This window comes from Cellulomonas edaphi (genome assembly GCF_030362815.1).
Lineage (GTDB): Bacteria > Actinomycetota > Actinomycetes > Actinomycetales > Cellulomonadaceae > Cellulomonas > Cellulomonas edaphi.
The window spans coordinates 1,065,471-1,092,067 of record NZ_JAUCGR010000001.1 but is presented as its reverse complement, the minus strand read 5'-3'; the positions used below and the strand labels follow the sequence as shown (position 1 = coordinate 1,092,067).

The 26,597-nt window shown below is 73.4% G+C and carries 18 protein-coding genes; 7 read left to right on the top strand and 11 right to left on the bottom strand.

Annotated features, from left to right (window positions below):
- Positions 1-122: 122 nt before the first annotated feature.
- Entirely contained in the window at positions 123-2,129 is a 2,007-nt protein-coding gene (locus tag QRT05_RS05095; protein WP_289445859.1) for an acyltransferase family protein, read from the top strand.
- Between the two features lie 3 nt (positions 2,130-2,132).
- Here QRT05_RS05095 and QRT05_RS05090 read toward each other — a convergent pair whose 3' ends face one another.
- The 6 genes from QRT05_RS05090 to QRT05_RS05065 form a co-directional block, all read right to left on the bottom strand.
- Complete coding sequence (locus QRT05_RS05090; RefSeq protein ID WP_289445858.1) at positions 2,133-2,588, bottom strand: adenylyltransferase/cytidyltransferase family protein; 456 nt, start codon at positions 2,586-2,588, stop codon at positions 2,133-2,135.
- Between the two features lie 121 nt (positions 2,589-2,709).
- A complete protein-coding gene (locus QRT05_RS05085) occupies positions 2,710-4,647 on the bottom strand; it encodes a polysaccharide biosynthesis tyrosine autokinase (protein WP_289445857.1) in 1,938 nt (645 codons plus the stop codon).
- The gene (locus QRT05_RS05080; protein ID WP_289445856.1) at positions 4,613-5,962 is read right to left on the bottom strand and encodes a hypothetical protein; all 1,350 of its coding nucleotides are present in this window, start codon (positions 5,960-5,962) and stop codon (positions 4,613-4,615) included. Before QRT05_RS05080 ends, QRT05_RS05085 begins: the two co-directional genes overlap by 35 nt.
- A 134-nt stretch (positions 5,963-6,096) precedes the next feature.
- Positions 6,097-10,548, bottom strand: a complete 4,452-nt coding sequence (locus QRT05_RS05075; RefSeq protein WP_289445855.1) for a PKD domain-containing protein — start codon at positions 10,546-10,548, stop codon at positions 6,097-6,099.
- Positions 10,549-10,705: 157 nt separating this feature from the next.
- The gene (locus QRT05_RS05070; RefSeq protein ID WP_289445854.1) at positions 10,706-11,410 is read right to left on the bottom strand and encodes a hypothetical protein; all 705 of its coding nucleotides are present in this window, start codon (positions 11,408-11,410) and stop codon (positions 10,706-10,708) included.
- Between the two features lie 124 nt (positions 11,411-11,534).
- Positions 11,535-12,536 (bottom strand): acyltransferase family protein, encoded by a 1,002-nt coding sequence (locus QRT05_RS05065; RefSeq protein ID WP_289445853.1) that lies wholly within the window; start codon positions 12,534-12,536, stop codon positions 11,535-11,537.
- 341 nt (positions 12,537-12,877) lie between these two features.
- Here QRT05_RS05065 and QRT05_RS05060 point away from each other — a divergent pair, with 341 nt between their 5' ends.
- From QRT05_RS05060 to QRT05_RS05050, 3 genes are read left to right on the top strand one after another with little or no spacing between them, the layout of a single operon-like run.
- Entirely contained in the window at positions 12,878-13,951 is a 1,074-nt protein-coding gene (locus tag QRT05_RS05060) for a polysaccharide pyruvyl transferase family protein (protein WP_289445852.1), read from the top strand.
- Positions 13,948-15,156, top strand: coding sequence for a Coenzyme F420 hydrogenase/dehydrogenase, beta subunit C-terminal domain (locus QRT05_RS05055; protein ID WP_289445851.1), 1,209 nt, complete (start codon positions 13,948-13,950; stop codon positions 15,154-15,156). The genes QRT05_RS05060 and QRT05_RS05055 overlap by 4 nt, the downstream gene beginning before the upstream one ends.
- Positions 15,153-16,610 carry a lipopolysaccharide biosynthesis protein gene (locus tag QRT05_RS05050; protein WP_289445850.1) on the top strand — a complete coding sequence of 486 codons (1,458 nt, stop codon included), beginning with the start codon at positions 15,153-15,155 and terminating at the stop codon, positions 16,608-16,610. Before QRT05_RS05055 ends, QRT05_RS05050 begins: the two co-directional genes overlap by 4 nt.
- On the opposite strand, the gene QRT05_RS05045 is transcribed toward QRT05_RS05050, so the two are convergent.
- Together QRT05_RS05045 and QRT05_RS05040 are read right to left on the bottom strand one after the other, a co-directional pair.
- The gene (locus tag QRT05_RS05045) at positions 16,590-17,564 is read right to left on the bottom strand and encodes a glycosyltransferase (RefSeq protein ID WP_289445849.1); all 975 of its coding nucleotides are present in this window, start codon (positions 17,562-17,564) and stop codon (positions 16,590-16,592) included. The genes QRT05_RS05050 and QRT05_RS05045 overlap by 21 nt on opposite strands.
- Complete coding sequence (locus QRT05_RS05040; RefSeq protein WP_289445848.1) at positions 17,561-18,595, bottom strand: glycosyltransferase; 1,035 nt, start codon at positions 18,593-18,595, stop codon at positions 17,561-17,563. Before QRT05_RS05040 ends, QRT05_RS05045 begins: the two co-directional genes overlap by 4 nt.
- Positions 18,596-18,736: 141 nt before the next feature.
- On the opposite strand from QRT05_RS05040, the gene QRT05_RS05035 reads away from it, so the two are divergent.
- On the top strand, positions 18,737-19,654 hold the full coding sequence (locus QRT05_RS05035; RefSeq protein WP_289445847.1) for a glycosyltransferase family 2 protein: 918 nt from the start codon (positions 18,737-18,739) through the stop codon (positions 19,652-19,654).
- Complete coding sequence (locus tag QRT05_RS05030; protein ID WP_289445846.1) at positions 19,651-20,784, top strand: glycosyltransferase family 4 protein; 1,134 nt, start codon at positions 19,651-19,653, stop codon at positions 20,782-20,784. The genes QRT05_RS05035 and QRT05_RS05030 overlap by 4 nt, the downstream gene beginning before the upstream one ends.
- A gap of 75 nt (positions 20,785-20,859) precedes the next feature.
- Here the strand turns inward: QRT05_RS05030 and QRT05_RS05025 are convergent, their stop codons facing one another.
- The 3 genes from QRT05_RS05025 to QRT05_RS05015 form a co-directional block, all read right to left on the bottom strand.
- A complete protein-coding gene (locus tag QRT05_RS05025; protein ID WP_289445845.1) occupies positions 20,860-22,341 on the bottom strand; it encodes a right-handed parallel beta-helix repeat-containing protein in 1,482 nt (493 codons plus the stop codon).
- A gap of 253 nt (positions 22,342-22,594) precedes the next feature.
- Positions 22,595-23,377, bottom strand: coding sequence for a CDP-alcohol phosphatidyltransferase family protein (locus QRT05_RS05020; RefSeq protein WP_289445844.1), 783 nt, complete (start codon positions 23,375-23,377; stop codon positions 22,595-22,597).
- Positions 23,374-24,576 (bottom strand): DUF1972 domain-containing protein, encoded by a 1,203-nt coding sequence (locus QRT05_RS05015; RefSeq protein ID WP_289445843.1) that lies wholly within the window; start codon positions 24,574-24,576, stop codon positions 23,374-23,376. Before QRT05_RS05015 ends, QRT05_RS05020 begins: the two co-directional genes overlap by 4 nt.
- A 362-nt stretch (positions 24,577-24,938) precedes the next feature.
- Between QRT05_RS05015 and QRT05_RS05010 the strand changes: the two genes are divergently transcribed.
- Positions 24,939-26,597, top strand: a 1,659-nt coding sequence (locus QRT05_RS05010) for a PKD domain-containing protein (protein ID WP_289445842.1), incomplete at its 3' end; no start/stop codon positions are given.

Genomic DNA, 26,597 nt, shown 5'->3' with positions numbered 1-26,597 from the left:
CCCCTGACACCGGCGACGCCGGCGGACAATCACCCGCTCGGCCCGCTCCCCCGGCGGGACGTGCTGGCTACAGTTGCTCCACGCCGGACCAAAACGGGCAACTCGGGCAGGGGTGGTCTGCTGTGACGTCGTTGGCCCCCGCGGTCACCGCGCCCGAGGTCGCCCGGACCCGGCACCGCCCGGACATCCAGGGGCTGCGGGCGCTCGCCGTGCTGCTGGTCCTCGTCTACCACGCGGGCGTCCCCTGGCTGCGCGGCGGGTACGTCGGGGTCGACGTCTTCTTCGTCGTCTCCGGGTTCCTCATCACCGGGCTGATCCTGCGCGAGATCGACCGGACCGGCCGCCTGCGCCTCGGCGCCTTCTACGCACGGCGGATGCGTCGGCTCCTGCCGGCGACGGCCGTCGTCTTCGCGACGGTCGCAGCACTCACGCTGCTGGTGCTGCCGGTCACGCGCTGGAACACCACCGCCCAGGACCTGCTGGCGAGCTCGCTGTACGTCGAGAACTGGCTCCTGGCCCGCCGGTCCGTCGACTACCTCTCGCAGGGCGCGGCCGCCAGCCCCGTCCAGCACTTCTGGTCGCTGGGCGTGGAGGAGCAGTTCTACGTGGTGTGGCCGCTCACGCTCGTCGCGCTGCTGGCGGTGCTGCACGTGCTGCGGCGGCACCGTCCCGTGTCCCGCCGGGCGATCGCGGTCGGCATCCTCGTGATCATCGTGCCGTCCGTGCTGGCCTCCGTGGTGCTCACCGACAGGTCGCCGGCCCGGGCGTACTTCGTGACGCCCACCCGGCTGTGGGAGCTCGGCGTCGGCGCGCTCCTCGCGGTCGTGGCAGCCCGCCTCACCGGCCTGTCCGCGCGTGTCCGGGTCGCGCTGGCGGCCTCCGGCTTGATCGGCATCGTCCTCGCCGCTGTCGTCATGGACGAGCACACGCCCTTCCCCGGCTACGCCGCCGCCCTCCCCACGCTCGCGACCGCGGCCGTGATCGCCGCGGGGATCGGCGCCACGCGCGCGGCCGTCCCCGCGCTCGAGCTGCCCGGCGCGCAGTGGGTGGGCGGGCTCTCCTACTCCCTGTACCTGTGGCACTGGCCCCTGCTCGTGGTCGCGGCGGCGTGGTTCGGCGGCCGCCAGGGGCAGCTCGGCTGGCCGGCTGGCCTCGCCGTCGTGGCGTTCTCCTTCGTCCCGGCGTGGCTGACCTTCCGCCTCGTCGAGCAGCCGCTGCACCACTCGCCCGCGCTGGCCCGCAGCACCACGCGGTCCCTGGCGGTGGGCGCGTTGTGCGTCACGATCGGCATCGCCTCGGCGATGGCCGTCGACCGCGCGGCGCCGCGCAGCGGCACGCTCGAGGCCCAGCTCTGGACCATCGCCGACGACATCCCCGACACCTACGGCGACGGCTGCCAGCCCACGTCGTCGGATGCGCGCCCGCTGTCGTGCACCTATGGCGACGCGGACTCGTCCACGGTCGTCGCCCTGGTGGGCGACTCGCACGCCGCGCAGTGGGAGCCCGCGCTGCGCCTGCTGGCCGAGCGGGACGGGTGGCAGCTGCGCACGTACGTCAAGAGCGCGTGCCTGTACGCCGACGTCGACGTCGCCGACAACTCGACCGGCCGCCCGGACGCGGCGTGCAGCCGCTGGGTCGACGCGGTCACCCAGCGGCTCGTCGCGGACCCGCCCGACCTCGTGGTCACGAGCCAGACGGGCGCCTACCGCGTCGCGGGACGCGTGCAGGACGACCGCGACGCGAGCCTCCCGGCGCTCGCCGCAGGGCTGTCGTCGACGTGGGACACGCTCTCCACGGCGGACACCACGGTGGCCGTGCTCGTCGACAACCCGCTCTTCGAGTTCGACGTGCCCGACTGCGTGGCGCGCCACCTCGACGACCTGGCGGTCTGCTCCGTGGACACCGGCACGGCCCTGGCGAGGTCCGGGCAGCCGATCCAGGCGGCAGCGCTGGACCACTCGGCCGCCGCGGTGCCGATCGACCTCACCGACGTGCTGTGCGACGACACGTGCCCCGCGGCCACGTCGACCACCGTGCACATGCGCGACGCGGGCCATCTGGCCACGACGTACGTGCGCAGCCTCGCGCCCGAGCTCCAGGCACGGCTGGAGCCGCTCCTGGCGCCGTGAGGCTCAGAGCACGGCCTCCTCGGCCGGGCGCTCGGAGCCGTCGAGGAGTGCCAGCGCGCGGCGCAGCGCCGTGCTGGACGTGTGCATCGTGTACGGGAAGTAGACGACGCGGACGCCGACCGCGCCGAAGCGCTCCTCGAGGTCGATGCCCGCGGGGGTGCCCCGCCAGTCGTCGCCCTTGAAGAACACGTCGAATCCCAGCTGCGACCAGGTGTCGAGCTTGTCCGGCAGCACCTCGGCGTGCACCTCGTCGACGAACGCGATGTGCCGCACGATCTCCATGCGCTCCGCGAGCGGGACCACCGGACGCCGCCCACGCGCGAGCTCCAGCATCTCGTCGCTGACGACCCCGGCGATGAGGTAGTCGCAGTGCTCGCGCGCGTGCCGCAGGATGTTGAGGTGCCCCACGTGGAACAGGTCGTACGCGCCGGGCGCGTACCCCACGACCCGATCGACCATGCGGACTCCCCCAGTGCCCCGTGAGGCCGCCCGGTGGCGGCCTCGATGACGCTGCAACGCTAGAGGGAACGCGCCGGGCAAAACACCCCAGAACCGGATGAAATGCCGGGTGAGACGCGTCTCAGGCTACGGGCGTCGGTACGGAGGGCGTCTCCGGGCCCGAGGCGTCGGGGCGCTCGACGTGCGCGTCGCTGCTCGCTCGGCCGTCGCTCGCCGGCGGCGCGCCGACGGCATCGGTCGCCGCGACGGGCTCCGGCAGGTTCGGGTCCTCGAGGACGGGAGCGCCGTGGTCGTCGTCCTGCAACGGGCGCGCGTCGTCGTGCAGCTGCGCGTCACCCTGCGACTGCGCCTCCTCGCGCGGCTGCGCGTCGTGCTCCGGCTGCTCCTGCTGCTGCGCGTCACCCGGGACCGCCGGGTCGGCAGCGGCGTCCGCCCCTGGCTCCGGGGACGCCTCGTCGGCCGCGGAGAGGGTCCCCGCGTCCGCCGCCTCGGTCCGGTTGGCCGTGACGTCGACGGCCGGGGGCACAGGCTGCTTGGCGCCCGCGGGAACGGCCGAGGCAGCCACCACGGCGGCGCCGACCGCGTCCGCGCCGCGCGCCGACGAAGCCGCGGGATCGGAGATCGGCCTCGTCGTCGCGACCGGCTCCGGCGGGACCGGCCGGTTCACGTGCTGGGCCTTCGTGCCGCGTCCGCGCTTGCGCCGCGAGCTGCCGCCCGTCGTCCGCACGTAGGCGTAGCTCTCGGCCGCCGCCACCTTCGCGCGGTTGAGCACCGAGCCGGCGATCCGGCCGCCGCCCAGCCGCACGGAGCTCACGGCCTTGCGGATCTGCGCCCGGCGCACCTTGGAGGCGTCGATGACCAGCAGCAGGCCCGTGCTCAGGCGGGAGATGACCACCGCGTCGGCGACGGGGAGCAGGGGCGGCGCGTCGACGATGATGACGTCGAACTCTCCGGCGGCGGATGCGAGCAGGTCCTCGAACTCGCGGGAGGCGAGCAGCTCGCTCGGGTTCGGGGGGATGACGCCGGAGGCGAGAACCCGCAGGCCGGCCGAGCCGACGTCCTGGACGACGTCGTCGAACGTGGCGCGCCCCACCAGCACGTCGGTCAGGCCCGCCGCCCCCTCGAGGCCCAGCTGGTCGGCGACGGTCGGGCGACGCAGGTCGGCGTCGATCAGCAGCACACGGTCGCCGGCCGCGGCGAACGAGGCCGCGACCCGGATCGAGGTGTACGACTTGCCCTCGCCGGCCACGGCGGAGGAGAAGACGAAGGACTTGGGCGTCCCGACGCGCCCGATCATCTGCAGGTTGGTGCGGATGCGGCGGAACTCCTCGGCCTGCGGGCCACCGGCCAGCACGGCCGCGAGCGGGCCCACCTGCGCCTCGCCGCGGCGCACGGTGCGCAGCGTCCCGACGACCGGCACGTCGATCGCCTTCTCGACGTCCTCGGGACGTCGGACGCGCGTGTCCAGCACCTCGCGCAGGTAGCCGGCGATCAGGCCCAGGAGCAGGCCGGCGAAGAGGGCGGCCAGGACGTTGCGGCGCGTGTTGGGCGCGAAGGGCTGCTGCGGCGCCTCGGCCTTGTCGACGATGGTCGCCTCGACGGTGCTGCGGCCGCTGGCCGACGAGGGCGCGAGGTCCTCGATGGCGTCCGCGGCGCTGCGCGCGACGGCGTTGGCGAGCGCCGCCGTCGCCTCGGGATCCGTGCCGGTCGCCGAGATGGTCAGGATCGAGGTGTTCTGCGGGGTGGCCGCGGCGATCCGGTGTCCGAGCCGCCGCGCGGTGGTCTCCAGCCCGAGCTCCTCGATGACCGGGTCGAGCACCACGGGCAGTGTCGCGAGCCGCGCGAAGGACAGCATCTGCCCCTGGGTGTAGTTCGCGCCCTGGTTGAGGTCCTGCGCGGTGTCTCCGGCGCTGAGCGCCACGTAGACGCTCGCCGACGCCCGGTACGTGGGCGTGGAGCTCCACGAGAGGTAACCCACCAGGGTCGCCAGGGCGAGAGTGGGCACGAGCACCCAGACCCAGTGCTTACGGGCTGTCCTCAAGAACTCGACCAGCGACACGTGACCTCCCCTCCTCCCTCGGCGATCCGACGATTGAACCATTGCGCGGTGCCCCGCCGTCGCCCGCGACCGCCGCGACGGCGGGTGGAAGTGGTGCAGATTCGTCGAGGGGCTTCCGCGACGACGGCACCTGGACGGTCTGCGCGACGGCGAGCCCGACGACGAACCAGAAGAACGCGGTGAACTGGGTGATGAACGCGACGCTCGTCAGCCCGGGAATGAGCGCGACGACGCTCACGAGCGCCGCGCTGCGATAGCGGCGCACGAGCGCCACGACGGCCACCACGGCGCTGGTGAGCAGCACGAGCAGCGGGAGTATCCCGTAGTTCAGGCCCACCAGGATCATCGCGCTGTCGATGGACTCGAACGCGCCGTAGCTGGTGGTCCCGCCCGCGTCCCGGGTCGAGATCGCCGACTGCCCGATCCAGTCCATCGCCGGCACCAGCGACGTCAGATTGCTGCGGTACTCCGCGCTCCCCTCGGCCTCCTGGCCCGCGCTCGAGAACACGTCGCCGGCGAACACCGCCGCGACCGCGACCGCGACGATCGCCACCACCGTGGTCCAGCCGCGGAAGGTACGGGACACCGACCCGCGCAGCACCGTGAGGCACAGCAGGACCGCGAACGCCGTGCAGCCCATGCCGATCCGGCTGAACGTGAGCACGGAGGCCGTGCCGATCGCCGCGAGGATGAGGGCCTTGAGCGGGGCGGGCAGGCGGCTGGTCCATGCGAACGGCACGGCCATCGCCAGGGAGGCCCCGAGCGCGATCGAGTTGCCGAACGCACCCTCCACGCGCGGCACCCCGCCGCGGATGCGGATGCCGCTCCAGCGGGCGTACGCGGGGTTGGACGAGTGCAGCCCGACGAACACGTTGTGGCTCGTGACGAACTCGATGATCGCGAGCACCGCGACCACGCCGAACAGCACGGCGATGGTGCCGGCGACGAAGGGCGCGTCGACCCGCGCACCGGCCACGCGCCCCGCCAGGTACGGGACGCCCCACCCCACCACCGCGCCGAAGGTCTGGATGAGGTCGACGTAGCCGCCGATGAAGCACGCGACGATGACGCCCAGGGTCATGGCGAACACGCCGTCGTAGACCCGCAGCGGGATGAGGTCACCCCGCCACAGCGCGACCACCATGACCGCGGCGATCAGGGTCAGCGGCGCCACGAACACGTAGAGGTTGATGCCGAGCCACGGCGGGACGAAGCACAGCACGACGACGAAGGCCACGAGCCCCCACCGCGGCCGGGCTCGCACCAGGACCGCCAGCGTCAGCCCGAGCGCGGCGAGCACGAGGGAGAACGTCATCGCGTCCACACCACCCGCGGCTGACACCACCTGACGCACCCCCCACCGCGGACCGGACCCAGGACCGCGTCAGTGTGACGGACGGCCCGACGGCTGTCGAGCACCGCCGGGCCGTCCCTCACCTCCTCAGACCACTACGGCAGGGCAGTCACCGCGAAGTCGTCCCAGCTGAACGTCAGCGGGCCGTTGGTGGTCGAGGCCGGCGAGTAGGCACCGATCCCGACACCGCCCGCCACCTGCAGGTCAGCGGTCGAGTCCGTGGCGGTCAGCTGCCAGGCCGTCGGCTCCGCCTGGCTGGCCAGCCAGGCCTTGGCCCGCAGCGTCGTGCTGTTGGCACCCTGGGCCTGCAGCCGGATGTTGAGCTTCTGCCCGGCGACGTAGGTGACCCCGGGCAGCGAGACCGCCGTCAGGTTGGTGTCGACACCGGCGATCCGGCGCACGAACTGGAGCGAGAGACCACCGTTCGCCGCGACCTTCACGGAGATGTAGTAGTCGTTCGTCGTGCCCACCGTGCGGGCCGCCAGGTAGGCCCGGGCGACCCCGGCGTCGGAGAGCTTGTTGAGGCTCACGCTCGTCGAGATGTCGACGTCCCTCGCGTTGATCGCCAGGCGAGCCCTCGGCGTCGCGCCGGCGGCCACCGAGACGAGCCCGCTGCCACCCTGGACCGTGAACAGCGACGCCGCGCCGCTCAGGCCCCAGGTGCCCCCGAGGTCGGCCGCCCCCCAGCCGCTCGAGCTGGTCCGCCCGAAGGCGTCCGTCGCGAGCGGGACCGGACCGGTCGGCGCGAGCGCCGTCACGGTCTTGCTCGTCGAGTCGGTGCCACCCCGGTTGTCCGTCACCGTGAGGGTGACGGTGTAGGTGCCGTCGGCCGGGAAGGTGTACGACGAGGTCACGCCGGTCCCGGACCCGCTCGGTCCGAACGACCAGGCGTAGCTGGAGATCGTGCCGTCCGGGTCGTTCGAGGCGGCCGCGTTGACGCTGACCGTCCGCCCGTCGGGGCCCATGGTCGCCGTGAAGGACGCCGTCGGGGCGACGTTCGGCGGGTCGGTGACCGTGACGTCGTGCGAAACCGTCGCCGTCGCGCCGTCGTCGTCCGTCACCACCAGCTTCACGGTGTACGTGTCGGCGCTCGCGTAGGTGTGCGACGCCGTCTTGCCGGTGGCGGTCGACCCGTCACCGAACGTCCAGGCGTAGCTGGCGATCGTGCCGTCGCTGTCGTCGGAGGCCGACGCGTCCACGGAGACCTTGAGGTCGGCGACCGAGGAAGAGAACGCCGCCGTCGGTGCCTGGTTGGGCGCGACCGTCGTCACCGTGTGCTGCACGGTGCCCGTGTCTCCGTCGTCGTCCGTCACCACGAGGGTCACCGTGTGGTCGCCCGCCGTCGTGAACGTGTGCGACGCCGTCTTGCCCGTCGCGGTGCCGCCGTCGTCGAACGACCAGGCGTAGCTGGCGATCGTCCCGTCCTGGTCGGTCGAGGCGGAGGCGTCGACGTCGACCTTGAGGTCCGTCACGTCCGTGCTGAACGCGGCGGTCGGCGCGACGTTCGGCACCGTGTTGGTCCCCAGCTGGAAGTGCTGGAGCACCTGGGCCTGCGTGAGCGCGTCGGAGTAGACCGCGACCTCGTCGATGGACCCCGCGAACCAGGGCTGCGGGCCCCAGGTCGTGTCGCCGCCCACCCGCCAGTACCCGGTGTAGCCCTGGGCCTGCGTCTGCGGGTTGGTGCCGCGCAGGACGCCGTCCACGTAGAGCTTCATGCCGGCCGACGACTGCGTCGCGACCAGGTGGTGCCAGGCACCGTTGTTGTAGGCCGCCGGGGTGGTGATCGTGTTGGTCTGCCCGGTCCAGACGCCGAACGTCAGCCGGCCGTCGTTCTCCATGTACACGTGCCGGTCGTAGCTGCCGGACGTGCCGCTCGGCTGGTCACCGAACCCGATCAGCTTGCCGCCGTTGGTGGTCGTGGTCTTGAACCACAGCTCCTCGCTGTAGACGGTCGGGTTGGTGTACGTGGACTTGCTCGCCACGAGGTTGTTGCTCGACCCCGAGAACGAGACCGCCGTGTTGCTGACCCCCGTCAGTGCGCCGGTCACGCCCCGGGTCACCGTGCCCACGTAGGTGGCGTCGGCCTTGGCCGGGCCGGAGTCGGCCGCGGTGGTCCCCGACGCCTCACCGAGGCGCCAGTACACGTCCGGGCTGAGCCCGAAGACCGCCGCGCCGTAGGCGTCGGCCGGTGCCGCCGGGATCGTGCTCGTCCGACCGGACTTCACCCAGTGGTCGTCGACCTGCGCGGCCGTGAGCGCTCCGGGGTAGATGGCGGTCTCGTCGATCGACCCGTTGAAGAACGCCGCGGCGGTCCAGGGGGTGTCCCCACCGATCCGCCAGTAGCCCGAGTAGGACTGCGCCGACGTCGTGTCCGCGCGCTGGGCCACCCGGGTGCCGTCGACGTAGAGCTTCATCCCCGCGCTGCTCAGCGTCGCGACGACCTGGTGCCACTGACCGTCGTTGTAGGCCTTCGAGGACTGGATCGTGCGCGAGTCACCCGGGTAGACCCCGAACAGCAGGCGCCCCGCGTTGTCCATGTAGACGTGCCGGTCGTAGTTGGAGCTCTGGCCGGTGTTGGCGTTGCCGAAGCCGACGATCTTGCCGCCCGCGGTCGTGGTCGTCTTGATCCACGTCTCGATGCTGAACGTCTGCGGGCCCTCGATCGGGTTCTGCGTCGCGGCGAACCCGGTGTTGGTGCCGTTGAACGTCGCGGCCTGGTCGGTGTCACCACCGATGGCACCCGGGGCACCGCGGCCCACGCCGGAGCCGGGGACCGACGGTGCGCCGCCCGCCCAGTCCTCGAAGTTGCCTGAGGCGTCGCCGAGGCGCCAGTAGGAGCCGGCACCGTCGTCGAGCACCGCGTTCGCGTACGGGCTCAGCTCGTCCGTCGCGTTGACCGTGACCGTCACCCAGCTGGACCGGGCGACGTTCCCGAACGCGTCGGTCGCGGTCACGCGGTACTGCTGCGTGGTCCCCGGCGGCGCCGTCTTGTCGGTGAACAGCGTGGTCTGCGGCTTCCAGAACGGCGTCGTGATGGTCGACGTCTGGAGCGGCGTCGTGTTCTCGGAACCGCGGTACAGCTTGTAGGTCAGCGTCTCGTTGTCGCGGTCCCAGTTGCTGGAGTAGGAGATCCGCACCTGGCCCTTGACGTGGGAGGCCACCGACGGGAGCCAGTTGTTGCCCGTCAGCATCGGGCCCTGCTTGTTGGGTGCCTTGCTGGAGATCGCGAAGCGCACGAGGCCGTACTGCGCCCCGCCGTTCACGCCGGGGAACTCCCCGCCGTACACGATGTAGTCGCTGTTGCCCGTGACGCTCCAGGCGGCCTGGCCCTGCCCCGTGTAGGAGCCGGTGTAGAAGTTCGGGTAGAAGTTGAGCAGCGTCGGCGACGGCTGGCCGGCGTGGTCCGGGTACCCGTAGATGTCGGGCTTGTTGACGCCCGTGGCCGCGAGGCTGAACGCGTTCGCGTGGTAGGTGGTCCACGGCTCGGTCTGGGGGAAGCCGTCCATGTTGCCGCAGTAGTGGTGGTGGCTCGCGACGTAGACGACGTTGCCCACCGGGAAGGCCGAGTAGGTGTCGCCGTGGCAGTCCGCGACCCAGAGCAGCTCACCCGTGGTGGCGCTGATCCGGAAGGAGCCCTCGTCGTTGCCGCCCGTGCCGAAGTGGTAGCCGGTGCCGTAGATGCCGCTCGCGTCCGCGTAGAGGCTCGTGATGCCCGACTGCGCTCCGGCGTTGCGGATCTGGGCGTTCGCGGGGAAGGACACGGGCGCACCCGTGGTCGGGTCGACCGAGCCGAGGCCGTAGAAGTTGCTCCCGCTGAGGCTGGTGAACCGGCCGCCGACGACGACGCGCTGCAGGTCGGGCGTCACGGCGAGCGCGCTCACGGCGTCGTTCGCGTCGGCCACGAAGTTGGTCAGCGCGCCCGTCGACGCGTTGAACGCCGCGACGTACTTGCGCGGAACGAGCGTCCCGCCGGTGGTGCTGGCGGCCGACGTGAAGTTACCGCCCGCGTAGACCGTGGTGTTCGAGGCGGCGATCGCGAGGCCGGACGAGGCGAGGGTCGGCTTGAACCCGGCGACGATCGTGTTGTTCGAGGTGTTGAACGCCGCGATCCGCACGTGGAACACGCCGTCGACCTTGTTGAAGTCACCGGTGATGTAGATGCGCGACCCGTCGGGCGACCGCGTGATCGCGCGGACCTGGCCGTCGGTCACCGGCGCCCACGGCAGCAGCTGCCCGGTGCTGATGCTGAACGCCAGCAGGTTGGACCGCGGCACCGTGTTGGTGCCTGCCGGCGAGCCGGCCGGACGTGCGGTGGTGAACTTGCCCGCGACGTACACGGTGTCGCCGACGATCGCCTGCGACCACACGACGCCGTCGATCTGCGGGGCGCCGAGCGCGTCAGCCGCGACCGTCGGCGGGCTCGCCGGGCTCGTCGGGTCCAGCGGGGCGGTGTCGGCCGACGCGGTGGTCGCGAGCCCCATCAGGAGCAGGCCGGCGGCGGCCACGGATGCGACGAGTCGCCGGGGGAAATGCGTTCGCTCGGACATGTGTCCCTCACCCTTCGACCGCGCTGTCGCGGCACGTCCTAGTCGGCCAAAGCGGACATTAGCCGCTTTTCACCGCTGGACGATCGTCCCCTCGAGGACTTCACCCGTGGCCGGCGAGGGATTCACCCACATGCCCCAGCGCGCGGGTTCCCGGGGCTCAGGAGAGCGTGACGCCCTGGAAGACGACGGGCGCGGTCTTCGTCGAGAGGGCGACGACGACGGCGTACCGGTTCTCCTTGCCGCCCGCGGCGAAGCGGTACGTGCCGCGGGACGTCTTGCCCGCGGCGGCGTCGCCCGCGGGCGCGTTGGCGGGGTCGCTCGTCACCGTCGACAGCGGGATGCCGTCGGCTCCCTGGTACACCGCCACCGACATCTCCGAGAGGTCGAGCGTCGTGTCGCGGTCGTTCTGCACCTCCACCACGGCCTCCACGCCGGGGCCGGCGATCTCGCCCACCCCGGTGCCCGCGGTGGTCACCGCGCGCAGCGCGACGAGCCGGACGTGCACCCCGCCGACCGACGCGCTCTGGCTGGGTGCCGGCGTGATCGGCTTCTTGTCGCCGAGCGGCGGGACGGGGACCGCCGATGCCGGCGGGCCGCTGGTGGCGCTCGGGCTCGGGGTCGGCGCGTCGCTCGTCGGCCCCTCGTCGGAGGGCGTCGGGGAGGCGGTGGGCGAGGGGGTGGAGGTCGGTGTCGCCGAGGCCGAGGAGCTCGGCGTGAGCGAGCCGGTGGGCGTCGCCTCCGCCTGGTCGTCACCGCGCCAGGGACCGGCGATCGCCAGCGCGGCGAGCAGGGCGACGACGATGGCCGCGCCGCCGATGATGTACGGCAGCGGCCGGCGTCCGCTCGGCATGTCGTCGGTCATCTGCCAGCCCCTCGGTCACGGTGCGCGCCGCTGCGCGCCCACGTCGGCGTCCGGCCAGCGGGCCGGCGTCGGTCACACGCAGTATGGGTCACGGTCGGCGCCGCGCGGCGGGCGGCGGCGGGATTCACCCGGCGACGCCGTCAGCGGCCGGGCGGGTGGCCGCAGGGGCCGCCGGTGGGGTGGTCGGTGCGGCGGCCGGTCGGCCGGCGGGTCGCGGCCCGCGCGAGAGGAACGGCGCCTCGAAGAGCCATCGCACCGGCCGGCGCTCCCGGACCGCGGTGAGGGCGGTCCCGACCGCGATGCCGACCGCGTAGAGCACCGGGACCGTCACCCACCAGGGCGCCCCGACCTCGAGCAGCAGCATCAGCACGCCGAGCATGGCCGGGAAGTGCGACGTGTAGTACACGATCGAGTTGCGCCCGACGTGCCGCAGCGCGGCGCTGCGGCGCGAGCTCATGCGGGCGGCGAGCGCGATGGCCACCGCGATGCCGGCGAACGAGAACAGGACGAAGACCTGCTGGTAGTTGACGTCGCGCGTCGCCGAGACCCAGGCGAACGCGATGGCAGGGACCGCGAGCGCGACCACCAGCCACGGGTTGCGCAGGCGGGCCGTGATGACGCGGCCCGCCGCCCATGCGCCGGTGAAGAAGAAGATCGCGAAGAACAGCATCCGGTGCGGGATCTTGTCGTCGACCACGAACGCCGCCGCGAAGCACGCCACGGGCGTCACCCAGAGCGGCAGACGGCGCACCAGCGGTGCCACGAGGTAGAACACCGCGATGTAGTAGAGGTACCAGAGGTAGCCCTTGGCCACGTACAGGCGCGGGTCCCAGTAGGCACGGTCCGCCCCGACGCACAGGCAGTAGATGATCACCCACACCACGTAGGGGTAGGCGATCAGGGCGATCTTGCCGCGGTAGTACTCGCCCAGCGGCTTGCTCAGCGACCGGGGCAGCAGCAGACCGGACAGGAACATCAGGCACGGCATGCGGTACGGCAGCAGCGCGTCGTTGACCGCCAGCAGCGGACCCGGGACGTACGCCTGGTAGAGCACGGGCAGCGAGGTGGCGTGCCAGAACAGCATGAGCAGGATCGCCCCGCCGCGCAGCGTGTCCATCCACTCCATGCGGGGGCGGGTCCTCGCCGCGGGCGCTGGCGCAGCCCGCGTCGCGCCCCCGTCCGAGCGTGGGTCCGATGCCTCGGCGCGGACGTCGACACCCGCAGTGCTGCCGGGCTCGGCTGCCACGCACCTCACCCCGTCTCGGTCACGAACGCCCGCCGCCACCCCGGCACGGCGGAGCGACGTCGACCCGACGCTAACTCAGACCGGGACGCACCGGACAGAATTCGCGCGGGTGATCTCCTGCCCAGACCCGTCCGAACCGGTACCCGCTGCGCCTACACTCACGCCGAGCCGAGGCGTTGCGCTGACGAGTCCCGGCAGCCCCGACACCGGCAGGAGGCCACGTGCACGTCCTGGTGCTCTACGCAGACGACCAGTCGTCGAACCTCGGCGTCCGAGCGCTCGCGCGCGGGGCCGCGGCGCTCGCCGACCGGGCGTTCCCGGGGTGCGACGTCTCCTACGCGAGCTACGGCACGCGCGGCATCCCGGTCCCGGTGGGGAGCAACCGACGCCTGGTGCGCGCGCGCGTCGCGCCCGGCGACCCGCTGCGGTCATGGCTGGGCACGTTCGACCTGGTCCTGGACATGCGCGCGGGGGACTCGTTCGCCGACATCTACGGCGCCCGCCGCCTGGTCAACCAGAGCATGCTCGCCTCGCTCGCGCGCAGCGCGGGGACGCCCGTCGTCATGGGCCCGCAGACGATCGGCCCGTTCACCACGCGGCGAGGTCGGGCCGTCGCGCGGTGGTCGCTCCGCAAGGCGCGCGTCGTGATGGCCCGCGACCGCGTCAGCGCCGACTACGCCGCCTCCCTCGGCCGCCCGGTCGACGTGCGCAGCACCGACGTGGTGTTCGCGCTGCCGCGACCGGCCCGCACCAGCACGCGCGACGTGGTGCTCAACGTCTCGGGCCTGCTGTGGCAGCCCAACCCCCACGTCGAGGCCGCCTCCTACCGCCGCACGGTCCGGGCCGTGTGCGACGGGCTCCGCGACGCCGGCCGCACGGTCTCCCTCATGGCCCATGTCATCGAGTCCCCGGTGGCGGACAACGACGTGCCGGCCGTGCGCGAGCTTGCCGCGCTGGTGGGAGGCGACGTGGAGGTGGTGCTGCCGCAGGACCTCGACGAGGTGCGCGAGGTGACCGCCTCGGCGGCCGTCGTCGTCGGCTCCCGGATGCACGCGTGCCTCAACGCGCTCTCCACCGGCACGCCCGCGGTCCCCATGGCGTACTCGCGCAAGTTCGACCCGCTGCTGCGCGACCTGGGCTGGGAGCACACCGTGGACCTGCGCGCGGCGTCCACGCCGGTCGAGGACGTCCTCGCACTCGTCAAGACCGACCTGACGTCCGACGTCGCCGCGCTGCTCGACACCGCGGAGGGGCTGCTCGCCCCCGCGGTCGCGGCGCTGCGGTCGGTGCGGTGAGCGGCCCCGGCCTCGACGACCGCGTCCGCGCCGTCGTCGACTCCGGACGGTGCAGCGGCTGCGGCGCGTGCACGCTCCTGGACGACGGCCTCTCGATGCGCCTCACGCCCGAGGGCTACCTGCGGCCCGAGCGCGTCGGCGCGAGCACCGCGACGAACGATGCGCCGGCCGCGTTCGACCGCGCGTGCCCCGGGCGGGTCGTCCGGGCCCAGCGGCCGGACGGCTCACGCCGCCACCCCATCCTCGGTCCCGTCGCGGGCTGCTGGGAGGCGGCCGCCACCGACCCGGAGCTGCGCCTGCGGGGCAGCAGCGGCGGCGTGCTGACCGCGCTGAGCTCCTGGCTCGTCGCGAACGGCGAGGCGGTGGCGACGCTCGGAGCAGCCGCGGACCGCGACGAGCCCCGGCGCACCGTGCCCGTCGTCATCCGCTCGCGCCGCGAGGCGCTCGACGCCGCCGGGTCGCGGTACGCCCCCGTGGCGGTCGCCTCGCACCCCGCGGCGCTCGACCCCGCGGCCGCCACCGTGGGCAAGCCGTGCGAGATCGCCGCCCTGCGCGCGCTGGCGTCCTCGGAGCCCGCGCCCCTGCTCCTCTCCTTCTTCTGCGCGGGCACGCCGTCTGCGCGGTCCACCGACGCGATGCTCGACCAGCTGGGTGTCGACGAGCCGCTCGACGACCTCTGGTACCGGGGCAGGGGCTGGCCCGGCCGGTTCACGGCGCGCGGCCGCTCCGGCCGCGAGTGGTCCGCGTCGTACGACGAGTCGTGGGGCGGGACGCTGGGTCCCACGGTGCAGTGGCGCTGCAAGATCTGCCCCGACGGCGTCGGGGAGAGCAGCGACATCACGGCGGGCGACTTCTGGCGCAGCGACGAGCGCGGCTATCCCGTGTTCACCGAGACCGACGGCTTCAGCGCGCTCGTCGCCCGCACGCCCCGTGGGCTCGACGTGGTGCAGCGCGCCGTCGAGGCGGGCGTCCTCACCGTGCGCCCCATCGACCCCGACGAGGTGGCCGGCGTCCAGCCGCTGCAGCGCAACCGGCGCACGACGCTCGCGGGCCGCCTGACGGGCGCTCGCCTCGCGGGCGCGCGCCTGCCCCGGTACCGCGGCTTCGGCCTGGTGCGCCTCAGCCTCAGCACCGCACGCACCAGCGTGCGCACGGCACGCGGCACCTTCCGACGCGTCCGCGCGGGGGCGGCCGACGGGTCATGACCACCGACCTCGCGGCGCGGGCGGCGCGCGGCGCACTGTCCACCGGGCTGGGCCTCGTCGCCCGGCTGGTGATCCAGCTCAGCTCCGTCGTCGTCCTGGCAAGGCTGCTCGACCCGCGCGACTACGGCATCGTGGCGATGGTGCTCGCGATCGCCGGCATTGGCGACACGCTGCGGGACTTCGGGCTCAGCTCGGCCGCCATCCAGGCGCGAGACCTCACGCGCGCCCAGCGGTCCAACCTGTTCTGGACCAACACCGCGATCGGGCTGGTGCTGGCCCTCGCGATGTTCGCCATGGCGGAGCCGATCGCCGCGTTCTACGACGAGCCGACGCTCGTGCCGATCGCCCGGGCGATCGCCCTGACGTTCCTGCTCAACGGCATGATGACGCAGTTCCGCGCGGACCTGGTGCGGAGCATGAGGTTCCGCTCGGTCGCGCAGATCGACGTCATCGCGCCCGCCACCGCGCTCCTCGGCGCCGTCGGTCTCGCGCTGGCCGGCGCGGGGCACTGGGCCCTCGTCGCGCAGCAGCTGGTGCAGGCGGTGGTGGCCCTGGTCGGGTTCGCGCTCGCAGCGCACTGGGTGCCGCGGTGGTTCGACCGGCGAGCGCCGATGCGCCACCTCTACACGTTCGGCGGCGGCCTGCTGGGCTCCCAGCTGATCGGCTACCTCGCCAACAACGTCGACTCCCTCGTGATCGGCCACCGGTTCGGCGCCGTTCCCCTGGGCATCTACAACCGCGCGTTCCAGCTGCTCATGAACCCCCTCAACCAGGTGCGGGCGCCCAGCACCACGGTGGCGCTGCCGGTGCTCACGCGAGCGCGCAAGCCCGAGCAGTTCGACTCGATCGTCCGCAACGGGCAGCTGGTGCTCGCCTACCCCATCACCATCGGGCTCGCGCTCCTGGCGGGCGTCGCCGAGCCCACCGTGGCGATCGTGCTCGGGCCCAAGTGGGCCGAGGTCCCGCCGGTGCTGCGGCTGCTGGCCGTGGCCGGGATCTTCCAGACGCTCGCCTACGTCGGGTACTGGGTGTACCTCGCGCGGGGGCTGACCCGCCAGCTGCTGCAGTACACGCTCATGTCGGCGGCCATCCGGATCGTGTGCGTCGTGGGCGGCAGCGCGTGGGGCATCGTCGGCGTGGCCGCGGGGTACGCCCTGGCGCCCATGCTCGCGTGGCCGCTGTCGCTGTGGTGGCTGAACCGCTCGACCACGCTGCACGTCGCGTCGCTCTACCAGGGCGCGGCACGCGTGCTCGTGGCGGGCGCGGTCGCCGGGGGCGCGGCCGCGGCAGGCGCCTGGGCGCTGCCCGACCACGGCGCCTGGGCCCAGCTGGCGGCCGGGCTCCTCGCCGGGCTCGTCGCCGTCGCGGTGGTCATGCTCGCCACTCCCCTGCGACGCGACCTGGCGGTGCTGCGGCGGTCGGCGCGAGCCGCGCTACGCCGACCGCGACGGTGACGGCGGTGCTGACGGCGGTGCTGACGGCGGCGCTGACGAAACAGGCCTGCGGTACTCGTACACGACGTGCCCGAACGCGCCCGACAGCATGCCGAGCCCCCGGCGCACGTTGCGGCGGCCCACCAGCGCGGTGACCGGCCTGCGGCGCAGCGACGCCCCGGCAACGCGCGCCGACCCACCGACCACGCGCACGGTGCCGCGCACGAGGTAGCGGGCTCGCACCCCCGCGCGTCGCGCGGGGGTCTCGGCCAGCTCGAGCTCTGCCCGGCTCGCAGAGTTCCCGCTGCGCCGCGCCCGCGCGAGCACCCACTCGGGCGTCATCCGCGCGGCCGGGACGCGGTCGAGCACCACGGCCTCGTCGCACCAGACCATGTCGAGGCCGGAGCGCACCAGCGTGCGGCTGAAGAGGGTGTCGCTGCCTCCGCTCAGCCCGAAGGCCTCGTCGAACCGCGCACCCGTGGGCCGCACGCGCGCCATGTCGAGGAGCAGGTTGTTGGTGGCGGCCACGTCCACCCGTGTCCCGGTGGGCAGCCGACGTCGGTCGAAGAACCGCCCCGCCACCACCCATTCGGGCGGCGGCTGCTCGAACTCCGAGACGACGGCACCCACCACCACCGCCGCGCCCGTGCTGCGCCGGCACTCCAGCAAGGCCTCGAGCCAACCGTCCACCGGGTGCTCGTCGTCGTCGACGAAGACGAGCAGCGCGTCGCCCACCTCGTCCAGCGCGCGGTTGCGGCCGGCCGCGATGCCGGGCCGGGGCTCGTGCACGTAGCGGACGTCCGGGTCGTCGAGGCCGACGACGTAGTCGCGGGCTCCCGCGTCCGGGTCGTTGTCGACGACGAGCAGCGAGCCGCCGTGCTGACGGGCCTGGGCCAGGAACGCGGGCACGGCCACCTGCAGGTCGGCGGGCCGGCGGTACGTGAGCATCGCGACGACGACGGGGGCGCAGCTCATGCGGCCCCACCGACCGGCGCGGTGGCCACCGGCGAGCGGCCGAGCGCCTGCGCGTACAGGGCGGCATGGGCAGCACCGAGCGCCGGCCAGGCACGTCCCGTCAGGTCCGGCTGCCCGGTCGCGGGCTGCGCTCGGCACGCCGCCAGGGCGCCGGCGAGCACCTCCGCGGTGAGCGGCCCGTCGTACCGGTGCACCCACCGCTCGCCTACCTCGGCGGCGAGGTCGTCGTTGACGTCGTTGCGGGGCACCAGCACCGGGCGCCCGAGCGACAGGGCCAGCAGCACGGCCCCCGAGTTGTGCATCGAGCGGTAGGGCAGCACGACGAGCTCGGCCGACGTGACCCACCCGACCAGCTCCGCGTCGTCGATGTGCGCGAGGTCCAGGTGCACCCGCGGGTCCCGCGCGGCGGACGCCGTGACGGCCGCGCGCAGCTCCTCGGTCGTCGGTCGGCCGGCGACCACCAGCCCCGCGTCGGGGTCGTCGAGCGCGGCGAAGGCGGCCAGCAGCTCCTCGGCACCCTTGTACGGCTTGATCAGCCCGACGTGCACGAGCCTGCCCGGCACGGGCTCGCGCCGGGGGTACGGCGCGAACCACGCCGTGTAGTCACCGTGCGCGATGGTCCGCGCGAGGGCGCCGGGCGGCGTCGGCGTGCGCTCGTTGAGACGTATCCACGCCGCCGTACGCCGGTCGCACCAGGCGCTCACGAGGCGGGTCGCGCGGTCCACCTCGTCGTGCGGCGCCTGGTTGTGGGCCGTGCGGACGATGACCCGTCCGCGGCGGGACGCCTGCACCACCGCGAGCGCGAACAGAGCGCTCGCGCCCCAGTGCCGGAGCGGGTTGCGGCGCTCCACCACGACCTCGGGCCAGTGCACGTGCAGCACGTCGTAGCGCCCGCGCAGCGCGCGCGGCCAGGAGAACGTCTGCACGCGCGCGAACGGCTCGAGCGACTCGCGCAGCTGCACGAGGTAGGGGTTGGTGGTGCGCCGGGGCTCGCGGAAGGACTGCAGCACGCGCAGCTCGTCGTCTGCCACCCCGCCCCCTTCCCGCACGGCCATGGACCGTCTTCACCCGGTTCGTCCCGGTCCGGACAGTATCGGCTGGGCTAGCATCCGTGCAGTCCCTGACCTGCCCGTCCGCGGCATTTCATCCCCTTCTCACCCGGAGGTGTGCACTTGCCAGGCCCGGTCGCGCTCGTCGTGGTGAACCACGGCTCGGCCGCCCTGCTCGACGAGCACCTGCGAGCCACCGCGCACGGGCTGGACGCCCTCGTCGTGGTGGTGGACAACTCCCCCACGCCGCGGGCCACCGAGCAGGCGCGCGCCGTCGCCCGGGCGCACGGCTGGCACCTGGTGACGACGCCCAACGACGGGTTCGGCGCGGGCGTGAACTCCGGGATCGCGGCGGCCCACGCGCGCGGCGCCCGTGCCGTCCTCGTGCTGAACCCGGACCTCGCGCTCGACCCGGCGTCGGCCCGCCTGCTGCTCGACGCCGCCCTCGCGGCGCCGCGCACCATGCTGGCCCCGGTGATCCGCCGGCCCGACGGGTCCGTCTGGTCCCAGGGCGGCACGCTCGACCTGGTCCACGGGAGCACGTCGAGCCGACCGCACGGCGACGGCCGGGTGGACTGGATCAGCGGGGCGTGCCTGTGCGCCTCGACCGAGGCGTGGCTGCGGGTGGGCGGCTTCGACGACCGCTACTTCCTCTACTGGGAGGACGTGGACCTGTCCTGGCGCGCCCGATCGCTCGGGGTCGAGCTGGTGGTCCGCAGCGACGTCGAGGCCGTGCACGACGTCGGAGGCACGCAGGAGCACGCCGGCTCGCGGCGCAAGTCCGACCTCTACTACGCGCAGAACTGCCGCGGGCGGCTGGTGTTCGCCGCGCACCACCTGGCGGGCAGGCAGCGCGCGCGCTGGGTGCTCGGTGCGCCCGCGTACGCGTGGCGCACCGTGAAGCGCGGGGGTCGGCGCCAGCTGCTGAGCGGACCCGGTCCGCTGCTCGCGGCCGCGCGGGGCACGGTGTCGGGCGCCTGGTACGCCACCCGGCGCCGGGATCCTTGGGCCGGGCCGGTCGCCGCGGTGGCCGCCTCGTGAGGCGCCTCGTCGTGGCGCACCCGTCGGCCGAGCTGTACGGGTCCGACCTCCAGCTGCTGGAGTCCGTGCGCGCGGCGGTCGCGGGCGACTGGCAGGTCGTCGTCGTGCTCCCCACGGGTGGACCGCTGGCCGCGCGGCTCGCCGCGACCGGTGCCGACGTGCGGATCGCCCCATTCCCCGTGCTGCGCAAGGCCCTGCTCACGCCGCGCGGCCTCGTGGGCCTCGCGGCCTCCGCCACGACGGCCACCTGGCGGGCCGCCCGGTGGCTGCGGCGCGCCCGCGCCGACGCCGTCTACGTGAACACCCTGACCATCCCCACGTGGCTGGCCGCGGCCCGCCTCGCGCGGGTCCCGGCGCTGTGCCACGTGCACGAGGCGGAGGAGGACCAGTCCCGGTTGGTGACGCTCGGGCTCACGGCTCCGCTGCTGCTCGCGCGGCGCGTGATCGCCAACAGCACCGCCTCCAGCCTCGCCACGGCGTCGGTGCTGCGCGGGTTGTTGCGCCGCACCGTCGTCGTCCACAACGGCGTCCCCGGCCCCCCGGCCGCACCTGCGCCCCTGCGGGACCCTGCCGACGACCCGGTGCGGCTCGTGCTCGTCGGGCGTCTGTCGCCGCGCAAGGGCACCGACGTCGCGGTCGAGGCCGTGGCCGCCCTGGTCGCGGCAGGACGCGACGTCACCCTGCGGCTCGCGGGTGACACGTTCGACGGCTACGAGTGGTTCGAGGCCCAGATCCGGGACCAGGTGGCCGCGGCCGGCCTGGCCGACCGGGTCGAGCTGCTCGGGTTCGTCCACCCGACCTGGCCCGAGCTCGAGGCGGCCGACGTGGTGCTGGTCCCGTCGCGCGTGGAGCCGTTCGGCAACACCGCGGTGGAGGCCCTGCTCGCGGGCCGGCCCGTGGTCGCCACCGCCACGCAGGGCCTCGCGGAGATCGTGCGTGACGGGGTCACCGGCCTGCTCGTGCCGCCCGGCGACGCCCCGGCGCTCGCGGCGGCGGTCGCCCGCCTGGCCGACGACCCCGACCTCGCGCGCCGTCTGGCTCGCGACGGGCAGGTCGACGCCGAGGCGCGGTTCAGCCCGTCACGCTACGGCACGGCGGTGCTGGCCGAGCTGGACGCCCTGGCGCGCTGAGGTCCTGGCGTCCTGGGGGTCCTGGCGCCCCAGGTACTGACGCCCTGGGGCCCCCGCGGTCCCGGCGCCCTCGCGTCAGGAGCCGACGCGGGCCGTCACCGTGACCGCCTTGCCCGATGCCCAGAGGTTGTTCCTCAGGGCCAGCAGCGGGAGGGTGGCCGGGTCGGACACGACCGCGCAGCCGTAGAACTTCTGCGTCGGCTGGAACGCGTTGTCCTGGATCACGACGCCCTTGATCGCCCCGAGGCCCACCTCGGCGAAGTTGAGCGAGCACGCTCCACCACCGATCGAGTTGCCGGTGATCTTGAGGTTGGACACCTGGCCACCGCTCTGCGCCACCTGGATGGCCGCGTTGTGCGTCCCCTCGAAGGTGTTGTTGGTGAACGTCAGGTTCGAGCCGCGCGCGATCTGGGCGTTGTCGTCGTGCGTGGGCTTGCCGCCGAAGTTGGGGTCCTCGAGGAAGTACAGGTTGTCGTGCAGCCACGAGTCCCGGACCACCACGTTGCTGCCCGTGATCATCATCTGGTCGGTGACGTGGTGGATGTTGACGCGGGTGAGCGTGAAGTTGGAGCCGATGACGCCGCGGATCCACGGCGAGTGGTCCTTGGCGTAGAGCTCGGAGTCCTCGACAGTCACCGAGCCGCCGGGCGCCACGTAGACGAGGCTCAGGCTCGTGGTGAGCGGCCGGCCCGTGATGCGCGTCCGCTTGATGACGACGTTCGTCGCCTCGACGCGCACCAGGCCGCGGATCTCCTTCGCGTCGACGACGGTCCCGTCCTTCGTGATGGTGAGGTCGCCCTCGTGCACCGTCAGCGCGGTGCCGGCGGGGACGCCCGTGTTCCCGGGTCCGGGCCGCCCGGTCGTCGCGGGCGGCGCGGGGGCTGCAGTCGGCGCCGCGGTGGGCTTCGGGGTCGCGGTCGCCGTGGGCTTGGGGGTCGCGGTCGCGGTCGGCTTGGGGGTCGCGGTCGCGGTCGGCTTGGGCGTCGCGGTCGCGGTCGGCTTGGGAGCCGACGTCGCGGTGGCGGTCGGTTTCGGGGTCGCGGTCGCCGTGGCCGTCGGCTTCGCCGTGGGCGCCGCCGTGGTGGGCGATGCGGTCGTGGGAGCCGGGGTCGCGCCGCCGCGCTGGTAGCTCGCGAGCCGGATGGTCACGCTCGCGCTCGCCGCGCTCGAGTAGACGGTGAGGTTCCGGTCCCCGGGCTTCACGGGCAGCGTCACCGTGGCGAACTTGGCGGTCTGCACCGGCGTGACCATCACCGGCGACGCCTTGCACGCGGCGGTGACCGCGGAGCCGGAGCACACGGAGATCTTGGTCGGGCGCCAGGCCAGCTGGGCCGCCACCACGAGCCGGACGCTGGTGGCGTCGGTCGGCACGGGCAGCGGGACGACGAACGAGCCGCCCGACTTGACGACCTTGTGGTTGGCGATCACGACGTTGGGGGCCACGGTCTCTGCGGACGAGGCGAGGGGGTCGACGACCCCGGCGAGTCCGGCGCCCAGGAAGGCGGCGACAAGACCGGTGGCGACGACAAGCGATCGGCGGGGACGTACGCGCGCCATGTCTGCTCCTCGGGTCGGTGGTGCCTCGGCTTTCCGGGCTTGCGGACCGACGGACGATCCCGCGGACACTGACGGGGAGCCTAGGGCGAAGGCCACCGCCGGGTGAACCTCCCTCGGCAGCGGCTCGGCGCGCGCGCAGATTCGGACCGACCGGCATGAACGGCGCAAGGACGCCGCGAGCAGCACGTTTGCGACGCCGCGGACGGCGACCGTTATCCGAATGTGATCTCGCTCACACTCGAACGGGTGAGTCTCAAATGTCGCGTTCGCCCAAGTCAGCGACGGGAGCATTGAGCTCGCGGAACCACTTGACGCACGCCGCGGCCACGAAGAGGACGGTAAAGATCACGATTGCCGTGTACGCGACGAAGAACCAGGCGGGTACCACGAGGAGCAGAAAGCTCAGGCACAGCACGCCGTAGTCGGTGGGCACCGCCAGCAGCGACCGCAGCCACGGGAGCCGGCCGCCGGTGTCCGCGACGCTCGCCGTTCCCCGCGCCCGACGCATCTGCTCGGTCAGGATCATGGCGAAGAACAGCACGCTGCCCGCGACGGCGTGCACCAGCGGGACGACGAGCCACGCCGTCTCGACGGTGCCGGCCCGGTACAGACCCACCAGGAGCGCGAGCGGCAGGCAGGCGATCTTCGTGGCGTCGACCACGTGGTCCAGCCACTCCCCCGCCGCGCTGCCCCTGCCCGTCAGCCTGGCCACCTGCCCGTCGGCCGAGTCGAGCGCGTAGCCCAGCACCAGGCACAGCGTGACCAGCACGCCGAGCAGCGGACCGGGCGCGAGCACGGCGAGCAGGGCGATGCCCGTGAACGTCGCCAGCGCGCTCAGGCCCGTCACGGCGTTGGGCGTCAGCCCGGCGCGGTAGGCCCAGGCCGCGAGGTACCGACCGAGCCTGCGGTTGACGAACCTCGAGTACGCGGGGGCGCTGCGCGCCGCGGGCTTCTGCGCGGAGCCCAGACGACGCACGACCTCCCGATAGGTCTCGGTGGCGCGCGCGTCGCTGCTGACCGTGGGCTGGGCGTTCATCGCGCGACGCTCGCCGGGATCGGGTCGGCCACGTCCCCCGCGGGACGCCGGCGGGCGCGCTGGCGTCCCGGGACATTGCGGGCGACGAGGTCGCGGGCCAGCTGCTCGTACCCGTCCGTCACCGAGTCCCAGTCGTAGTCGCGCGCCCTCTCGCGCGAGGCGAGGCCGACGGCCTGCGTCGCCGCCACGTCGCCCTCGGCAGCCTCGACGGCCCGAGCCACGCCGGCCTCGTCGGCGAAGTAGGTGCCGAGCTCTCCCAGCACGTCGTGGTTGAACGCCACGTCGAAGGCGGCCGTCGCCGCCCCCGCCCCGATCGCGCGGAGCAGCGAGGGGTTGGTGCCACCGACGCTGTGGCCGTGCAGGTAGGTGAGCGCGTGCGCGTAGAGCTGGTCGAGCTGCACGGAGTCCCAGACGCTGCCGAGGAAGCGCACCCGCGGGTCGTCCGCCGCCGCGGCGCGGACGCGGTCGGTGTACTCCTCCGCGTAGGGAGCGCCGCCCACCACGACGAGCGGCAGCCGGGCACCGGACGCGACGTAGCCCGCGACGATCTCCCGCACGTGGTTCTCCGGCTCGAAGCGGGCCACCACCAGGTGGTAGGCCCCGGGGCGCAGCCCGAGCGGGTCGAGCCGGTCGGTCTCGATCTGCTCGATGATCGGCGCGCCGTAGGCGATCTGGCGCGTGGCCGCCCCGAACTCCTGCTCGTAGTACGCGGCGATGCCGGGCGCGTCGGCGATGAGCGCGTCGGACCATCGCACGGCGGCCGCCTCGGCTCCGCGGTAGTACCGCCGGCCGGCGCCGCCCCACTTGGCGCGCTTCCACTCGAGCCCGTCCACGTGCGTCGCGACCGGGATACGGGCCGCGCGCAGCAACGGGAGGAACGGCGCGTTGGCCGCGTTGAACACGAACGCCGCGTCGACGCGGTGCGCGAGGAGGTGCCCGACGGACAGGCCCGTGTGGCTCAGCGTCTCGAGGGAGCGCCGGCGCAGGGCGGGGAGCGTCACCCGCCGCATGCCGAGGTACCTGTCTTCGACGGGGTCCTCGGTGGCCCGACAGTAGACGACGACGTCGTGCCCGCGGTCCACCAGGCGGCGCCCGATCTCCTCGACCGCGGTCTCGAACCCGCCGTACCGCGCAGGAACTCCACGCGTCCCCGCCAGAGCGATGCGAAGAACGCCGTCTTTGGCCGATAGGTGTGGCATGCGACCCCCGTCCGCCACCCGCGGCACCCGTGCACCGCCGACATGCGCTCGATGGAACCGCGCGACGCCCCACGTCGCCGGTGCCCGAATTGTCACTACTTCCCCCGGAATGTTAACGGCCCGGGGCGTCGGCCAGACCCGGTGAGACGCAATTCACCCTTCTGCGCGCCCGGAACGCCGACAGCTCGCCGACCAGCACCTCGACCCCCGGCCGACCCGCTCCGGGAGCCCAGCCAGGACCCGTCAGGACGTTTGTCCGGGTTTCTGGCTCTTCTCCCTTGCGACCATGTTTCCAGAGGCAAGTGACCGCGCATCGGTCTGGCCCTATCCCACTCACAACCATCCTGGAGCTCTGTTTCGTCATGCCCCAAACCGGTGGCTTCCGCGTGCCCGCAGCCGTCACGACCGCCGTCGTGGCCGCCCTGACCTGCACGACTGTCCTCGTCGCCCCGTCCGGCGCGTTCGCCGCGACCAGCGAGGGCGCGGACATCGTCTACCGCGACGAGTGGCCGCAGATCGCGGCCGACACCTTCGCCCGCTCCATGAGCGACGGCTGGGGCACCGCCCAGGCCGGCGGCGCGTGGTCGCACGCCGGCTCGACCGCCAACTACGGCGTCGCGGGCTCGGCGGGGACGATCACCCTGCCCAAGACGGGTTCCACGCTCTCGTCGTACCTGCGCGACGTGTCCACGACGGACGTCGACCTGACCACGACGATCTCGTGGGACAAGCTGCCGACCGTCTCGGGCTCCTACCTCACGGTCGTGGGCCGCCGGGTCGGCACCCTCGACTACGGCGCCAAGCTGCGCCTCAACGCCAACGGCAGCGCCACGGTCGCGGTGCTCGACGGCACCGCGAGCATCGGCACCGTCACGATCCCCGGCACCTTCGGCGCCGACGACAAGCTCAACGTCCGCACCCAGGTCACGGGCACGAGCCCGACCACGGTGCGGGTCAAGGCCTGGAAGGCCGGCACCGCCGAGCCCGCCGACTGGAGCGTCCAGTCGGCGAGCTCGACCGCGGGCCTGCAGACCGCCGGGTTCGTCGGCGTCTCGGCGTACCTGTCCGGCTCGGTGAGCAACGTCCCCGTCACCTACGCGTTCGACGACTTCGCCGTCACCAGCACGCGGCCCGTGCAGGTCGGCAACTACGTGCCGACCTCCTCCATCACCACTGCGGTCAAGGACCTGGGCGCGACGTTCGACGGCAGCGGCTCGAGCGACCGCGACGGATCCGTCGTCGCGTGGGACTGGAAGTTCGGCGACGGCGCGACCGCCAAGGGCGCGAAGACCAGCCACACCTACGCGGCCGCGGGCACCTACACCGCGACGCTCACCGTCACGGACGACCTGGGCGCGACGCGCTCCAGCTCGGCCGACGTGACCGTCAAGGAGCCCAACAAGCCGCCGACCGCGGTCGCGGTGGGCACCAGCGCGGACCTCACGGCCACGCTCGACGGCTCGAAGTCCACCGACCCCGACGGCTCGATCGCGTCGTGGAGCTGGACGTTCGGCGACGGGTCGACCGGCACCGGCGTGCGCCCCACCCACGTGTACACGAAGGCGGGCACCTACCCCGTGGTCCTCACGGTCAAGGACAACGACGGCGCCACCGGCACGGCGACCACCAACGTGACGGTCAAGGAGCCGAACAAGGCCCCCACCGCCCGGGTGACGAGCAGCACCGACAACCTCAGCGTCACGGTCGACGGCTCCACCTCGGTGGACCCCGACGGCACGATCGCCTCCTACGCCTGGACCTTCGGCGACGGCTCCACCGCCACCGGCGCGACGGCCAAGCACACCTATGCGAGCGCCGGCACCTACCCGATCACGCTCACCGTCACGGACGACGAGGGCGCCAAGCACACCACCAGTGCGCAGGCGACCGTCCGGGTGCCCAACGTGGCCCCCGTCGCGGCGATGACCTCCAAGGTCACCGACCTGGCCGTCGCGTTCGACGCCACCGGCTCGCGCGACTCCGACGGCACGATCGCCTCCTACGCCTGGACCTTCGGCGAC

Bases quoted from the DNA above. Each gene is read 5' to 3' on its own strand.
- QRT05_RS05090 (WP_289445858.1), bottom strand. From the start codon at position 2,588: ATGGTCGATCGGGTCGTGGGGTACGCGCCCGGCGCGTACGACCTGTTC.
- QRT05_RS05080 (WP_289445856.1), bottom strand. From the start codon at position 5,962: ATGACGTTCTCCCTCGTGCTCGCCGCGCTCGGGCTGACGCTGGCGGTC.
- QRT05_RS05075 (WP_289445855.1), bottom strand. From the start codon at position 10,548: ATGTCCGAGCGAACGCATTTCCCCCGGCGACTCGTCGCATCCGTGGCC.
- QRT05_RS05070 (WP_289445854.1), bottom strand. From the start codon at position 11,410: ATGACCGACGACATGCCGAGCGGACGCCGGCCGCTGCCGTACATCATC.
- QRT05_RS05065 (WP_289445853.1), bottom strand. From the start codon at position 12,536: ATGGAGTGGATGGACACGCTGCGCGGCGGGGCGATCCTGCTCATGCTG.
- QRT05_RS05050 (WP_289445850.1), top strand. From the start codon at position 15,153: ATGACCACCGACCTCGCGGCGCGGGCGGCGCGCGGCGCACTGTCCACC.
- QRT05_RS05045 (WP_289445849.1), bottom strand. From the start codon at position 17,564: ATGAGCTGCGCCCCCGTCGTCGTCGCGATGCTCACGTACCGCCGGCCC.
- QRT05_RS05025 (WP_289445845.1), bottom strand. From the start codon at position 22,341: ATGGCGCGCGTACGTCCCCGCCGATCGCTTGTCGTCGCCACCGGTCTT.
- QRT05_RS05020 (WP_289445844.1), bottom strand. From the start codon at position 23,377: ATGAACGCCCAGCCCACGGTCAGCAGCGACGCGCGCGCCACCGAGACC.
- QRT05_RS05015 (WP_289445843.1), bottom strand. From the start codon at position 24,576: ATGCCACACCTATCGGCCAAAGACGGCGTTCTTCGCATCGCTCTGGCG.